Source organism: Sphingomonas sp. SphC10 (assembly GCF_057004845.1).
On the sequence record NZ_CM168044.1, the window covers coordinates 964,846 to 980,211 of the forward strand.

Annotated in this window: 11 protein-coding genes and 1 pseudogene; 3 read left to right on the forward strand and 9 right to left on the reverse strand. The window is 67.3% G+C overall.

Annotated features, from left to right (window positions below):
• Nucleotides 1-56 precede the first annotated feature (56 nt).
• On the forward strand, nt 57-3,086 hold the full coding sequence (locus tag ACWKSV_RS04245) for a glycosyl hydrolase family 28-related protein (RefSeq protein WP_443026363.1): 3,030 nt from the start codon (nt 57-59) through the stop codon (nt 3,084-3,086).
• Between the two features lie 62 nt (nt 3,087-3,148).
• Nucleotides 3,149-3,643: pseudogene (locus ACWKSV_RS04250) on the forward strand (DUF427 domain-containing protein).
• Between the two features lie 3 nt (nt 3,644-3,646).
• Here the strand turns inward: ACWKSV_RS04250 and ACWKSV_RS04255 are convergent.
• Together ACWKSV_RS04255 and ACWKSV_RS04260 are read right to left on the reverse strand one after the other, a co-directional pair.
• The gene (locus tag ACWKSV_RS04255) at nt 3,647-6,142 is read right to left on the reverse strand and encodes an ABC transporter permease (RefSeq protein WP_076716101.1); all 2,496 of its coding nucleotides are present in this window, start codon (nt 6,140-6,142) and stop codon (nt 3,647-3,649) included.
• Nucleotides 6,139-6,813 (reverse strand): ABC transporter ATP-binding protein, encoded by a 675-nt coding sequence (locus ACWKSV_RS04260; RefSeq protein ID WP_076716102.1) that lies wholly within the window; start codon nt 6,811-6,813, stop codon nt 6,139-6,141. Before ACWKSV_RS04260 ends, ACWKSV_RS04255 begins: the two co-directional genes overlap by 4 nt.
• Before the next feature lie 24 nt (nt 6,814-6,837).
• On the opposite strand from ACWKSV_RS04260, the gene ACWKSV_RS04265 reads away from it, so the two are divergent.
• On the forward strand, nt 6,838-7,554 hold the full coding sequence (locus ACWKSV_RS04265; protein ID WP_076716104.1) for an arylesterase: 717 nt from the start codon (nt 6,838-6,840) through the stop codon (nt 7,552-7,554).
• Here the strand turns inward: ACWKSV_RS04265 and ACWKSV_RS04270 are convergent.
• The 7 genes from ACWKSV_RS04270 to ACWKSV_RS04300 all read right to left on the reverse strand — a co-directional run bounded on the left by ACWKSV_RS04270 (nt 7,551) and on the right by ACWKSV_RS04300 (nt 15,268).
• Complete coding sequence (locus ACWKSV_RS04270) at nt 7,551-8,456, reverse strand: ATP-grasp fold amidoligase family protein (protein ID WP_172839658.1); 906 nt, start codon at nt 8,454-8,456, stop codon at nt 7,551-7,553. The genes ACWKSV_RS04265 and ACWKSV_RS04270 overlap by 4 nt on opposite strands.
• A gap of 64 nt (nt 8,457-8,520) precedes the next feature.
• Nucleotides 8,521-9,417, reverse strand: a complete 897-nt coding sequence (locus ACWKSV_RS04275; protein WP_076716107.1) for a Gfo/Idh/MocA family protein — start codon at nt 9,415-9,417, stop codon at nt 8,521-8,523.
• 27 nt (nt 9,418-9,444) lie between these two features.
• Nucleotides 9,445-10,521, reverse strand: coding sequence for a LacI family DNA-binding transcriptional regulator (locus tag ACWKSV_RS04280; RefSeq protein WP_191864521.1), 1,077 nt, complete (start codon nt 10,519-10,521; stop codon nt 9,445-9,447).
• An 8-nt stretch (nt 10,522-10,529) separates the two neighbouring features.
• Entirely contained in the window at nt 10,530-12,011 is a 1,482-nt protein-coding gene (locus ACWKSV_RS04285) for a tryptophan halogenase family protein (protein ID WP_076716111.1), read from the reverse strand.
• Nucleotides 12,008-13,039 carry a cupin-like domain-containing protein gene (locus tag ACWKSV_RS04290; RefSeq protein ID WP_076716112.1) on the reverse strand — a complete coding sequence of 344 codons (1,032 nt, stop codon included), beginning with the start codon at nt 13,037-13,039 and terminating at the stop codon, nt 12,008-12,010. The genes ACWKSV_RS04285 and ACWKSV_RS04290 overlap by 4 nt, the downstream gene beginning before the upstream one ends.
• Nucleotides 13,032-13,760, reverse strand: coding sequence for a SapC family protein (locus ACWKSV_RS04295; RefSeq protein WP_483666901.1), 729 nt, complete (start codon nt 13,758-13,760; stop codon nt 13,032-13,034). The genes ACWKSV_RS04290 and ACWKSV_RS04295 overlap by 8 nt, the downstream gene beginning before the upstream one ends.
• On the reverse strand, nt 13,751-15,268 hold the full coding sequence (locus tag ACWKSV_RS04300) for a tryptophan halogenase family protein (RefSeq protein WP_338469043.1): 1,518 nt from the start codon (nt 15,266-15,268) through the stop codon (nt 13,751-13,753). The genes ACWKSV_RS04295 and ACWKSV_RS04300 overlap by 10 nt, the downstream gene beginning before the upstream one ends.
• Nucleotides 15,269-15,366 lie beyond the last annotated feature (98 nt).

Consider the following 15,366-nt stretch of genomic DNA (forward strand, 5'->3'; position numbering starts at 1 on the left):
GGCGACGCCGGTCGCCGTGCCGCTACGCTGAAGCCCACCGATAAGAGGAGAGGGCAATGAAGACGAACTGGCTGCTGAGCGCGGCGGTGGTGATGGCCGCTGCACCCCTGATTGCGGTCCCTGCTGCCGCCCGGTCCTCGACCTCCATCTATCGCACCGCCCCCGCCGATCCGCGCGCGATCACCATCCGGGGCGTGGGTGACGGGCGCGCCGATGACAGCGCCGCGATCCAGCAGGGCATCGACGAAGCGGCCAAGGGCGGCCATGGCGGCATCGTCTTCCTGCCCTCTGGCCGTTATCGGATCAGCCGCACGATCATCGTGCGCTCGGGCGTTCGCCTGTTCGGGGTCGGTCCGACCCGGCCCGAGATCCTGTTGGCCGATGCGACGCCGGGCTTCGGCTCGGGCATCGCCGCGATGATGACCTTTGCAGGCGACGACCAGTATCGATCGGGCAAGCCGCCGGTGCCTGTGCCGACGACGGTGCCGTTCGATCCGACGCTGTACGACGCCACCTCCTCGACCTTCTATTCCGCGCTCGCCAATGTCGATTTCCGCATCGGAGAGGGCAATGCGGGTGCGGTCGGGGTGCGGTTTCGCGTCGCGCAGCATGGCTATATCCGCCATGTCGATTTTCATATCGGATCGGGCTTTGCCGGTGTTTATCAGGCCGGCAATGCCGCACAGAAGCTGCGCTTTTTCGGCGGCCGATATGGTATCGTTACCGAGAAGACCTCGCCCGCCTGGCAGTTCACGTTGATCGACAGCGACTTCATCGGCCAGCGCGGGGCGGCGATCCGGGAGCATGAGGTCGACCTGACCCTGGTCAACGTCGCCATCCGCGACACGCCGGTCGGGATCGAGATCGACCGGGGCTATTCGGACTCGCTTTGGGGCAAGCAGGTGCGGTTCGAGAATGTCCGCGATGCGGGCGTCGTCATCTCCTCGGAAAAGAGCGTCTTTACCCAGATCGGTTTCGACGATGCGATCGGCATCGCCACGCCCGTCTTTGCCAAATTTCGCGACAGCGGGCGGGTGGTGGCGGGCGCGGGGCCGCGCTACCGCGTCGCCGATTTCGGCTATGGGCTGAAAGTGCCCGAGCTGGGGCAGATGGGCGACTTCGCGACCGATGTGAAGATCAGCCCGCTGGGCCGGACGCCTGCGAGAGCCAAGCCTGCCATCCCCGCGCTGCCGCCGGTCGCGGCCTGGGCGAATGTCCGCGATCTGGGCGTAAAGGGCGACGACACCACCGACGACACCCTAGCGCTGCAGCGGGCGATCGACACGCACCGCGTCCTCTATCTGCCGATGGGGCGCTACCGGGTCAGCGATACGCTGCGGCTGCGCCCCGACACGGTGCTTATCGCGCTGCACCCCAGCCTGACGCATATCTATCTGGCGGACGATGCCCCCGGCTATCGCGGGATAGGATCGGCCAAGGCGCTGATCGAAAGTGCGAAGGGCGGCGCTGGGATCGTCTCGGGCATGGGGCTATGGACCGGCGGGGTCAATCCGCGCGCCACCGCCTTGCTATGGAAGGCGGGCGAGGCATCGCTGGTCGATGACGTAAAGATCCAGGGCGGCGGCGGTCCGGTGCTGACGCCGGGCAGCCCGATCGGCTTTGGCGACCAGCGGGCGCGGTTCGACGGACAACATCCCAGCATCTGGGTGACGGACGGCGGCGGCGGCACGTTCAATGCGCTCTGGTCGCCCAATACGCTGGCCTCGGCGGGGTTCTACGTCTCGAACACGACGACGCCGGGGCATGTCTATCAACTGTCGGCCGAGCATCATTACCGGGCCGAGATCGTGCTCGATCATGTCGCCAATTGGGAATTCCTGGCCCCGCAGACCGAGCAGGAGGTGCGCGACGGCGTCAACGCCGTGTCGACCGAATTCCGGCACAGCCGCAACATCCTGTTCGCCAACTACCACGGCTATCGCGTCACCCGCACCGCCAAGCCTATGGATGCGGCCGTCAAGCTGTACGACTCCGGCGATATCCGCTTCCGCAACGTCCATGTGAATGCCGAGAGCGGCTTTGCCAGCTGCGACGCCAAGGGCTGCGGCACCTTTCTCCGCGCGAGCAAATATCCGTTCGAGAATGCGATCAAGGATATGACGCGCCAAACGGAGGTGCGCGAGCGGGAGTTCGCCCGCCTCGACGTGCCGCCCGCTCCCGCCAGCGCGGCGATGGCGTCGGCGGTGCCGGTGTCGCCCGGTGTCAGCAAGCTGGCGGACGGTTTCTATTCGATCGCCGGGGCGGCGGTCGATGCGACGGGCACGCTGTACTTCATCGATCGCTTCTTCCAGCGTATCCATAGCTGGTCGGAGGCGAAGGGGCTGAATATCGTCGCCGACGCCCCGCTGGATGCGGTCAATCTGGCGGTCGATCGGTCCGGCCATCTGCTGGTCCAGTCTTCGGCCGGGCGCGACGGCAGTGTGTACAGCATCGACCCGTCTGCTCCGGCGGCGGTGACCGTGATCCCGCCGACCCCCGTCCGGGCGCATTCGGGCGCACAGACGCTGCTGCCGGTCAATGTCTGGGAAAATGGCGAATTTGCCGACCGGATCGACCCCAAAAGCTACAGCTATCCGACCATGGCCGAGATGTTCGCCGCCAAGATGGGCGCGGCCAAGACGCAGGAATATGTGTCGCCCGACGGATCGCTGGTGCTGCCCGCCTTTCGCGTATGGAACCAGGGGCCGGACGATCATCAGGGCTGGCGCTGGTCCGACACGCTCGACGCCTATGGCTTTGCGCCCGCGCCGCTCGGGGGCGAGGTGGTGCTGACCAACGGCTCGGAGAACCGGACCTATGCCGGACGGGTCGGCGAGGGCGGGCGCGTCACTGATCTGCGGGTGCTGGCCGAGCGCGGCGGCGAGAGTGCGGTCCGAGATGCGGCGGGCAGGCTCTATGTCGCGAACGGGCAAGTCTTCGTCTACAATCCCGATGGCTCGCTGTTGCGCCGGATCGACGTGCCCGAACGGCCGCTGCAACTGGTGCTGGGCAAGGAAGAGGCGGGAGGAAAGCCGGGGCGGCTGTTCATCCTGACCCATCACGCGCTCTATTCCGCCGCGCCATAGGGAGGCATGGTCGATCCGTCCGTCGAGGAGCCGGAGGCGTCGCACCACGTTATCGTGCCATGATGAAGCCCAAGCCCGATCCCGTCGGCCCCGGTCAGGAAAGCGTCTGGACCTATCCGCGCCCCGCCATCGCCGAGCCGAGCGCGCGCCATGTCCGGATCGCGCATCGCGGTATCGTGATCGCCGATACCCGCTCGGCCGTCCGGACGCTGGAAACCAGCCACCCGCCCAGCTGATATATGCCGCCCGCCGATATCGACCAGCGCGTGCTGCGTCGGTCGGATCGGCGATCCTTCTGCGAATGGAAGGGCGAGGCGATCTACTGGCATGTCGATCTGGGCGGCACGCTGCTCCGCGATGTCGCGTGGAGCTATCCGAACCCGACGCCGGGCTTTGCGATCCTGCGCGATCATCTCGCCTTTTACCCCGCGCCGTTCGACCATTGCACGATCGACGGCGAGCAGGTCCGGCCGCAGCCGGGCGGCTTTTATGGCGGCTGGATCACGGCGGATCTGGCGGGGCCGTTCAAGGGCGGACCGGGCAGCATGGGCTGGTAGGCCTCACAGCGCCCGGAGCGCCGCCGATGGCCTTGCCCGCAGCACCGGCAGGGTTCCGGCCACGCCGATGCCCACCGTCACCACCGCGCCGGTCGTCAGCGTGGCGAGGATGACGCTCCAGTCGGGAAGCCATTCGAACTCAAAGATGCGGGTGACGACGAACCACCCGCCGCCCGCGCCCAGCACCAGCGCCACCAGCCCGACAATGGCCGCCAGCAGCGCATATTCGATCGCCTGCATCGCCAGTATCTGTGCCCGTGTCGCGCCCAGGACCTTCAGCATGACCGCATCATAGGTCCGCGCCGCCCGTGCCGCCGCGATCGCGCCGAGCAGCACGGCGATCCCCGCCAGCACCGCGATCCCGGCCGCGACGGTGATGGCGGTCGCCATCTGCCCGACGACGTCCTGGATCTGCTTCAGCACTCCGCCGACCTCGACGACCGAGGTGGATGGAAAACGGGGCAGCAAGGCACGCGTGACGGCCGAGCCTTGCGCGGCGGGCATGTCGATGGTCGCCGCCAGATTGTGCGGCACGTCCTGTAGCGCCCCGGGTGAGAAGACCATCACGAAGTTGAAGCCCAGCGTGTCCCAGGCGATCCGTCGGAATGATGCGATCCGCGCCGTGCGCTCCAGCCCCAGGACCGAGACGGTCAGCGGGTCGCCGATGCGCAGGTTCAGCGCCTTGGCCAGTCGTTCGTCGATCGACACCAGGCTTTGGCGTTGCTCCGCTCCGTTCCACCACCGCCCGGCGGTCAGCGTGCTGCCGGGGGGCAGGGTCGCGGCGAAGGTCAGCCCGCGCTCGCCCCGCAGCGCCCATGCGCCGTCGGGGATCGACTTGAGGTCGGCGACCCGCGTCGTGCCATAGGCGGTGATCGTGCCGCGCATCAATGGGACCGTGGCGATGCGGGCCGTGGGGGCGACCGAGGTGACCGTGTTGCGGAATTCAGCTTCACGCTCGGGCGGCACGTCGAGCGCGAACAAGGCGGGTGCCCGGGCCGGGACCGAACGGCGGATATTGCCATCGATGCTGGTGCGGATGCTGGCGAGCAGCACGAACAGGGTCAGGCCGAGGCCGAGGGCGACGACCAGCGATACCGTCCGCGAACCGGGGCGATAGAGCGCGGTGAGCGCCAGTCGCGGCAACGGGCGGCGCGGGCGGGGGAGGCGACGCGAGACGGCGCGAACCGCCACGCCGATCACGACCAGCATGCCCAGCGTCCCGGCGGTCGCGCCCAGAAAGGCGGCGGCAAAGCCCGGACGTTCGGTCGTCGACAGGGCGAGCGCCACGACGGGAAGGCCCGCTGCCATACCCCATAGGCTACCCCGCCATCCCCCACCGGACCGCGAGTCCAGAACGCCGCGCAACAGGGCAGCGGCCGGAACCCTGCCCGCTGCGACCAGCGGCCGCGCGCAAAAGGCCAGCGCGATCAGCAGGCCATAGGCCGCCGCCAGCGCCAGCGGCCCCGGCGCGATGGTCAGCCCCGGCGATACCGGCAACACGGCTCCGACGGCGATCCCGACCAGCGGCACCGCGACGATCCCCGCCATCAGGCCGAGCAGGATGCCGACCCCGGCGACCGCCAGCAGTTGCAGCAGATAGACCTTCGCCACCAACCCCGATGTCGCGCCCAGCACCTTCAGCATCGCAATCGTCGAGCGTCGCGCCTCCAGATACGAACTGACGCCATTGCCGACCCCGATCCCCGCAATGACCAGCGCGGCCAGTCCGACCAAAGTCAGGAACTCGGCCATCCGCGCGACGAAGCGGCTGGCCCCGGGCGAGGCCCGGTCGCGGGTCCGCGTTTCCCATCCGGCGGTCGCAAAGCGCCGCTCGAACGCCTTGGCGATCCGCGACGGATCATGGGTCGTGGCAAGCCGATATCTGCTCTCGTACAGGCTGCCGGGCTGGATCAGCCCGGTGCGGTCCAGCCCGTCGCGCGACACGATGGCCACTGGCCCCAGCGTAAAGCCCTCGCCGAGCCGATCGGGTTCGTCCGCGATGATCCCGCCGACGCGGAATGGGGCCGTCCCGAAGCGAAGCACGTCGCCCTTCTTGATCGCCAGACGCTCTGCCAGTCCGCGACCGATCCACACGGTTTTGGCGTTCGGTGCTCGTACATCCTGCCCATCGGTCAGGGTCAATTGGCCGTAGAGGGGGTAGGCCGCGTCGACCGCCTTCAACTGGACGGGCGCGGTCGTTCCGTTCGCCGTGACCGCCATCGACTGCATTCGCTGGGTCTCGGAGACGCGCCCGGCCTCCTGCATCGCCGCCAGCTCGGGCGGATCGGCCCGGCGTTGCGACACTGCGAATTCCAGATCGCCGCCCAGCAGCACCCGCCCGCGCGCCGCCAGTTCGCCGCCGATCGCATCGCCCAGGCTGCCGATCGCGGCCAGCGCGCCGACGCCCAGGAACAGGCAAAGCAACAACAGCCGCAGTCCCCGGAAGCGGACCGACAGCTCGCGCCGGGCGAGCTTCCAGGCCAGCGCCCAACTGCTCACGCGACGATCCGACCATCGGCGAGTTCGACCACCCGGTCGCAGCGTCGCGCGAGCGCAGGGTCATGGGTGATGACGACCAGGGTCGCGCCGGTCGCGGCGCGGCGATCGAACAGCAGGTCCATCACGCGCACGCCCGTGGCGCCGTCGAGATTGCCGGTCGGTTCGTCGGCGAAGACGATCCGGGGACGTGGGCCGAGCGCACGGGCGATGGCGACCCGTTGCTGCTCGCCGCCCGATAGCTGGGCGGGATAATGGTCGAGCCGATGCGCCAGCCCGACCGCCGCCAGTTCGGCTTCGGCACGGGCGAAGGCGTCGGTTTCCCCGGCCAACTCCATCGGCACCGCGACATTCTCGCGCGCGGTCATCGTAGGCAGAAGGTGGAAGGCCTGAAGGACGATGCCGATCCGGCCGCGCCGTGCGATGGCCAGACCGTCCTCGTCCAGCGCCCCGAAATCGGTCCCCGCCACTTCGACACGTCCCGAGGTCGCGCGCTCCAGCCCGGACAGCACCGCCATCAGCGAGGATTTGCCCGATCCCGAGGCACCGAGCAGCGCCAGGCTTTCGCCATCCGCCACCTCCAGGTCGATGCCCTTCAGGATTTCGACCGGCGCGGCCCCGCCCAGCGTCAGCCTTACATCCGTGGCCCGGATGACCATATTGCCTGCGACCATAGTTGCGGGGATTCCAAGCCAGAGATGATGAAGATGCCATATGTGGCCGGGGCCGCGCTTCTCCAAGCCGCCGCACTCCTGTCGGCCTGCAACAGCCGGAGCGATGAGCCATTGCCGGCGACCAATACGGCAACGCCCGCGCCCGCTATCGCGACGTCGCCCAGCGTGCCGGTGTCGGGGCCGAAGCGCGTCGTGCTGGCTTTCGGGGACAGCCTTTATGCGGGTTACGGTCTCCAGCGCGGGCAAAGCCTGCCCGATGCGATCCAGGCGCGGCTGCGCGGCCAGGGTATCGATGCGACGGTGGTGAATGCCGGTGTGTCGGGCGATACCAGCGCCGACGGACGGCGGCGGCTGGCCTATACGCTCGACCGGATGAAGACCAAGCCCGACCTGGTGATGCTTGGTCTTGGCGGCAATGACGTGCTGCGGCAGGTCGATCCGGCCGAGACGCGCGCGAACATGGCGGCGATGCTGGACGAGCTCGACCGTCGCGGCATTCCGGTGATCCTGACCGGCATGATGGCGCCGCCCAATCTGGGGCCGGATTTCGGCAACAGGTTCAACGCGATATGGCCCGATCTTGCTCGGCAGCATAAGGCCGCGCTCGACCCCTTCATCCTTCAGGGTGTGCTGGGGCAGCGGCAGTTGATGCTGGGCGACGGGGTCCATCCCAATGCAACCGGTGTCTCGCATATCGCCGATCGCGTAGCGCCGCTGGTGGCGAAGCAGCTCGCCGATTAATCCGTCCCTTTGGCGGCCAGCGCGTCCATCAGGATGCGACTATAGATATGGTGCGTCGCGTTCAGCCGATGAACCCCGGCGGCCGAGGGGGCAATGCCCAGCGAGGCGGCGGGGCTGAAGGTCAGTTCGCCGAAATAGATGCCGTCGTCGCCATCATACAGGTCGACACGGACGAAGGGGAAGGGCGCCGACAGCGCCTCGGACATGGCGATCATCCTGTTCAGCCGCTCGCGATCGGCAGGGGAGAAGCTGGTCGGAGCACTCAGGCCATCGCGCTCGTCCATCGGCGTGAAGTCGGGCACGTGGAAAAGGCGGCTCCATGACGCCCCGAAGCGGCCATGGTCGATCTGGCAGAGCAGCGGCTGGCCGTGGACACAGTGGAATTTATAATCGTCGGGCGGCCCCGGCACATGGGTCGGGATCATCGCCTCGACGATGATCTTTCGCTCCAGCCCGGCATATTGCATCTCCCGCAACAGCGTCGAATAGTCCCGCAGGGACAGGTCGTAGAGGGCGTTCAAGTCCGTGGACCGTTTCAGATCACGCAGGAACGTCACGGCACCGCTGGCATGGGTCGGCTTGGCGACGGCATCCGTGCCGATAAAGGGCTCGAGCAGGTGAAACAGATGTTCGACCGAGTCCACCGCCGAGATGGGGATGACCAGAAGCGTTTCCGGGGCGGCGATGCCGGGGCAAAGGCGCCTGGCCTCGATCTTGGCCGTTTCCTTGTCGATAAAGTCGCGGTGCAGCGGTGACCAGTCCGGGTCGATCATGCGAGCGAAGATGACGTCGTTGATAAGAGCGTCCTGCGCATCTGCCGGTAGCGGCCAGCGACCGAAACGCCGGGCAAAATGCTCGCCCGCGATCAGGTGGTTGAAGGCGCGCGTCATCGGCAAAGCCATGTCGCGGACGAAACCAGGATTTTCGTTTCTGGACAGTGGTATAGGACGCAGCTGTGACAAGGGTTCAGAGACCCTCGGCGTGACGGGTGATCGCCTCGCACAGTCGATGCGTCGCCAGGATCCCATCGACGTCGGTCGGGCGGCGCTCCCTGGCGGCGGACAAAAAGTCGGCGCACATCGCCTCGAATCCGCGCTGCTTGCCCACCGTGGTCCAGTCGCCCCGGCGCCGATGCCATTCGCCGCCGTCCATGTGCCGTTCCTCGGCCATGTTGAGGACGGAATGGCGAAGGCCGTTGCCGATCACGTCGAGCCGCTCCTCGTTCAGCCCACTATTGCGGTGCATGGTCCCGATCGCGGTAAAGCCGTAGCCTGACAGCATCAGCGTGACCGAAAGCAACTGGCCCTGTTCGACATGCGTCTCGATCGTCCGGCGCAGGACCGGGCCGGGGGCCAAGAACAGCAGCGTGTCGACGACATGGATGAAGTCGTCGAAGACCACCCGCCGCGGCGCATCGGGCTGTCGATGGCGGTGCTTCTCCATGACGATCAGGTCGCCCTGCAAGGCTTTCAGCGCGATATGGCCGGGGGCGAAACGGCGGTTGAAGCCGATGGTCAGCAGCGTCTCTTGCCGCTGCGCCAGTGCCACCAGCCGCTCGACCTCGTCCAGCGTGTCGGCGAGCGGCTTGTCGACCAGGGTCGGGATGCGCCGGTCGAGCAGGGTCTCTACCAACGCCGGATGCGCATCGGTCGCGGCGTGAACGAAGGCGGCATCGAAGCTCTCGGTGCGAAGCGCTTCATCCAGGCTGGAATGAAGTCCGGTAACACGAAAGCTACGCCCGGCCTGCTCAAGCACCTGCGCGTTGCGGGTGGCAAGGTGCAACTGGAGGTCGGGCATGGCCGACAGGATCGGCAGATAGGCCTTGTGCGCAATGTCGCCCAATCCTGTGACCAATATTCGCATGTCACCTCCAAGTCTTTCAAACCACGCCTATCGCATGTCGGTGCGCTTGTCCTCCCTTGGCGGAGCGGTGGAGGCGCGGATGGCGAGTTGGGCAGGGGTGACGACCGGCACGCTCGGTATGTCCTGCCCGGCCTGCTCGGCGATGATAAGTTCGACCGCGCGGGCAGTGACGGCGGCGATCGGTTGGACCACGGCGGTCAGCGGGGGATGGACGAAGCGGACGATCGGCGTGTCGTCGAAACTGACCAGCGACAGGTCGCGCGGTACGCTAAACCCCCGTTCGCGGGCCAGTTCCAGCGTGGCCAGCGCCATCTGGTCGTTGCTGGCGATGATCGCGCTCGGGGCAACATCGCCGTCGAACAGTGCCGAGGCGGCGGCGCGCCCCGAGGCGAAGCTGAAATCGCCCTGCGCCAACAGACTCTCGCAAGCCAGCCCCGCCGCCGCCATGCTGGCACGCCATCCCGCAACCCGCCAGCCGCTGAGTTCATACTCGTCCGGCCCGGCGATGAAGCCGATCCGGCGATGGCCCAGCCCGATCAGATGATCGGTCGCCTGTCGTGCCGCGCCCTCATCGTCCAGCGACAGGGCAAAGCCAGTGCCGGGCTTGAGCGATCCGATACGTGCAAAGCTGATCCCCTGTGCCTCCAGCAAGTCGGTGATCAACGGGTTCTCGGAATGCGGCGGGGTCAGGATCACGCCATCGGGTTGAAGCGCGGCGATCGCGGCCAGCAGCTCGCGCTCGATATGGTCGCTATGCGTATCTATCAGCTCGACGATCAGGCGATAGCCATGCTCAGCGCAGGTCAGCATGCCCCCCAGCATCATCTGGTCGACCCAGTCGGTGCCCTGCCGGTTGCGCCAGTCGGCGATGGTGCGTTCCCGGTCGTTGAGCGCGACGATCAGATAGGATCGCGATCCCCCCATGCGCTGCGCCGCGATCGAGGGGACATAGCCCAGCCTGGCGATCGACGCCTGGACCCGCTCCATCATCTCGGGGCGGACATTGGGTTCCTTGTTGATGACCCGGCTGACGGTCTGGAGCGAGACGCCCGCATCGGCGGCGACATGACGGATGGTGACGGACTGGCGGCGGCGCGGCGGCATAGGCGAGGTCAGGCCGCCGTGCCGCAATGGTGCGCGACATAGTCCGCATGGGGCGGCAGGCCGCGCACCGTCGTCGCGATATTCTGGCGCAGCGTGGTCAGCAGCCGGTCCAACTCCTCGTCGGACAGCCGCGCGGTGATCGGATGATGGCTCTCCGGCATGATGCCCTGGCCCATCATCACCTGCACCCAGCTATTCTCGGCGAACAGCTCGTCATTGCGGCGGAAGACGCGGCCCGTCTCGCGGAACAGCGCGATCCTGTGCGCCAGGCTGTCGGGCACCTCCATGTCGGCGCATTGCCGCCAGAAGGCGGAGTCGCGCCGTTCATGGACCTTGTAGTGCAGGATCAGGAAGTCGCGGATCTGCAGCATGTCGGTCATCTGCTGATCGTTAAATTCGGCCACGTCATGCGCGCTGATCGGGCCGCCCGGGAGCAGGCGGATCAGTCGCAGGATGGCACGCTGGATCAGGTGGATGCTCGTCGACTCCAGCGGCTCCAGGAACCCGCCCGACAGGCCGACCGCGATGCAGTTGCGATGCCATTGCTTGCGCCGTGCGCCGGTCTGGAAACGCAGCATGTTGGGCTCGGTCAGCACCTGGCCCTCGACGGTGGATAAAAGCCTTTCGCGTGCCGCGTCGTGATCCATGTAGCGGCTGCAATAGACGATGCCGTTGCCCGCCCGGCGTTGCAGCGGGATGCGCCATTGCCACCCGGCCTCATGCGCGATGGCCCGGGTATAGGGGACGGGCGCGCGCACGCTTTCGGTCTGCACCGCGACGGCGGCGTCGCAGGGCAGGTAATGGCTCCAGTCGTCGAAGCCGACATGCAACGCGCGGTCGATCAGCAACGCGCGAAAACCGGTGCAATCGAGGAACAGGTCGCCCTCGACCCGCCTACCGTCGTCCAGCGCCAGGGCGGCGATGTCGCCGTTATCGGGGTTCAGCTCGACCTCGGCGATCCGCCCCTCGATCCGCGTCACGCCGTCGCCCTCCGCCATGCCGCGCAGGAAGCGACCGTAGAGCGTGGAGTCGAGCTGATAGGCGTAGTTCATCCGCTCGTCGGGGAGATGCGCGAACCGGCCCTCGCGCGCGGCGATCAGCTCCAGGCAGTAATCGTCATAGGGCGCGTCATGCCCTCGACGGAGGCCGTCCAGCCAGAAATGCTGGAACCCCGCCGCCCAGTGGTCCTTGCCGGTCAGCCCAAAGGAATGGAAATAGCGGTCCTCCGGCCCCTTCCACCCGTCGAATTGGATGCCCAGCTTAAAGGTCGCCTGGGTCGCGGCCATGAACTCGGCCTCGTTGATGCCGAGCAGCCGATTGAAGGTGATGATGGGCGGAATGGTCGACTCGCCGACGCCGATCGTGCCGATCGCGTCCGACTCCACCAGCGTGACGGTGACCGCACGGCCCAGCGTTCGGGCCATGGCGGCGGCGGCCATCCAACCGGCGGTGCCGCCCCCGGCGATCACGATACGGCGCGGCGTGCTCATCGGCTGAGCGCCCGCAGCAGGAAGGCACGGATGCGACCCGCCAGGTCGGGCGTCATGGGGTCCAATATGCCGCGCCCGCCCTTGGGGATATGGGCGACCACGCTATCGTCATTGGCGAAGACATAATGGTCGAACATGGCGCGCCAATGCGCCTTCTGGTCGGCGGGCAGGTCGCGGATCGTCATCATCGCGTGGTTCAACGCCTCTTGCGGCTGGCCCAGCCAGCGGGGCGCGTCGCGCCACCAGTAATTGACCAGCACGTTGAAATCCTCGGTCCCTTCGACATGGTGCCACCAGAGGGCGGGGATGAACACTGCGTCCCCCGCCGCCAGATCGGCGACCTGCGCGGTTTCCAGCGCGTCGGCGAAGTGGGGATGGCGCTCGAAATCGGGGGCGTGGAAATCGACCATGCTGACCGCGCGGCCCGCTGGTGTGTTGTCGACGGGGCCGAGATAGAGGTTGCGGAACTGCTCGCGCGGAAAGACCGTGAAGCGGCGGCGGCCGACCGCGCAGACCGCAAGGTTGTGCGGCACGTCATTATGCGCCGCAATCCGGGTGCGGGTGCCGATCCAGATGCTGGCCAGCAGCTCGCGCTGGCCCAGATCGATATGGTTGGCCTCGTGCAGCCCGTCGAAAAACTGATGCATGTCGATCGAGGCGAGATAGATGGAGGGAGCGTCGGGCCGGCCCGCAAATTCCGCGATGCGGGCGAAGATCTCCGGAAGGCGCGCCTCCATCATGCGGAAGTTCATCGCCATGGCGTCGTCGTAGAACAGCCGCCCGCCGCTGCCCGGCACGCCGACCGAGACGGTGAAGGGCCGGTCGCGATGATGGTCGAGCAGATACGCCCGCGCCGCCTCCGCCGAACGCCGCCCGGCCTGGACCAGCGGCCAGTCGGCAGCGAGCCCGCGCACGACGAAGGGGCGGTCGGCGGCGCGCAGCACCCGGTCGAGTTCGGCCGCATCGGCGACCGTCACCTCGGGCACTGGGGGAAGGGCGGTCAGCCGCCCCGGATCGGCGTCAGCCACGCGCAGCCCGCCGGTTGCGCCGCGCGATCAGGGCGCTAAACTGGCTGAGCGAAGCCATCGCCATATAGATGGGCTCCAGATGGCCCGCCGCCTGAAGCTCGGCCAAGGCCGTACCGCTCAGCGAGTTTAGTCGCGCTTCGTCGATGATGTGATAGCCGACCAGCCGGTTGTCCGACCGATCCTCCAGCGTCACCTCCAAAGTGAAGGGCTCGAGCAGCTCGTGACGCTGGAGCGCGGCGAAGAAATCGCCGGACTCGCGAAAGCCATGGTCGAGTTCACCGATCTGTTCGATCACCCGTTCCAGATAGGGCGTGGGGCGGCCATGCTTGTCGAAAACGCGCACGCCTTCGTCGCCGGTCGCGATGCGGGGGGAGGCGACATCGACATGGATCTGCTTGGGGCCGTCCTCATCGGGACGGCCGCCGATCAGGAAAGGCTGGATATCGATCGCCAGGGGGCGGTAGCGCGCGTCCCAGCGGCCATCCGCCAGATAGAGATTCTCGCCATTCTCGAACCCGAACATGGCCAGCGCGCTGAACCGGTCGCGGGTTTCGTTCAGGCGGAACAGGATGGGGTATTCGGCCTGGAGCGCGCGGAACTCGGCGGGCATGACAATGCAGGCCATGCGGGCATCACCCAGCGCAGCGTCGCGGCGCTCTTGGATGCGCAGGTCGCGGTGGTCGTCGGGGTTGAGGGCTTCGTGGCGGGACATCAGGCGCATTTCTCGGAAAGGGGGGCCTGTTCGGCGCGCAGGGCGTCGAGATAGGCGCGGTTGGTCGGCAGGCTTGCTGCCAGCGCGCGGCCGCGCTGGTCGATCTGGCGAAGCTGGCTCGGCAGGTCGGGCCGATGCGGGCGCGGCACGGGTGAGGGCAGGGGGGCGGGAAAACCCATACCCCGAAGGATGTAGCGATAGCTGGCCGCGGGAAACAGTTCATCCTGCATAGGCAGGTCGAGCGCGGACGGGCTGCGATAGCGCCACAGCGCCAGCATCTCGGACAGCCGGTCGGGTAGAGTGGTGGGATCGCGATGCGCCCGCCAATAGGAATCTTCCCGTCCGCTGAGGACATAGTGCAGCTTCAGAAAGTCGACGATCCTTTCCCAGCGATAGGTCGCCAGCGCATTGAAACGCCGCGCCTGGATCGTCATCAGACCGGTGTCGACGGGAAAATCGTCAAGCAGTGCATCCAGCGCCAACTCGATCATGACGATGGCCGAAGCTTCGAGGGGCTCCATGAACCCCGCCGACTGGCCGATGGCGAGGCAATTGGCCGTCCAGGGCCTGGACCGATAGGCGGAGCGGAAGGTCAGCCGACGCGGGGCGGGGCTATCGCCCGAAATCCGGCGGCAATGCTCGACCAACACGCCTTCCGCCTCGTCGTCGCTCATAAAAGCGGAGGCATAGACACAGCCGATCCCGCGTCGGGTCGGCAGGCCGATGTCCCAGATCCAGCCCGCGCCATGGGCGGTTGCCACGGTCTGCGACGCGATGCGGCTGCCCGGCGCGACGGGCAGTTGCACCGCGAGCGCCCGGTCGTTGAACAGGACGGAGGAGGCATCGACCGTCTCCACCCCCAGCGCATCGCCGATCAGCAGCGCGGCATGGCCGGTGCAGTCGAGGAACAGGTCGCCCGCGACGCTCCCCGATCCGCGGGTATGGACCGTCGCGATACCGCCATCCCCGCCGCGTTCGACCCCGGTGACGTGATCGCGCACATGCCGCACGCCCAGACGGGTGGTTGCGTGCCGGGTCAGTTGCGCAGCGAGCTTCGTCGCGTCCAGATGATAGGCATAGTTCAGCGCCCCTGCATAATCGGGCATCCCGCGCTGGCGCGGGGCGAGGTCCTCGGCACAAACCAGCGGCTGGGCGCAGGTGGCGAAGGCATAGGGGATATCGCGGGGCAGGTCGGCGGGGTCGGCGTCGATCGGTGGCACGAAGGGATGGTAATAGCGATCATCGCTCGCGCCGGTCGCCCATCCGTCGAAGCGCGTCCCCTGTTTGAACGACCCGTCGCAGGCGAGCAGCAGCTCGGTCTCGGTGATGCCGATCCGCTCCAGCGTACGGCGAATGGCCGGCCAGGTGCCTTCGCCGACTCCGAGCGTCGGCACGTCGGGGGATTCGATCAGCGTGACCGTCACCGATCCGGCGGTGGCGGCGGCAATGCGGGCGGCGGCCAGCCATCCGGCGGTGCCGCCGCCGACGATCACGATCCGGGTGATAGCCTTGTCCACCGCAGTCCCGATCCCCGGCCCGTCTTCCAAGCCCGCAAATTGCCCATATGGTCCGCGAAAAGCCAGCCTCTCCTTGGCGGAAAAGCTGGCTTTCCCGT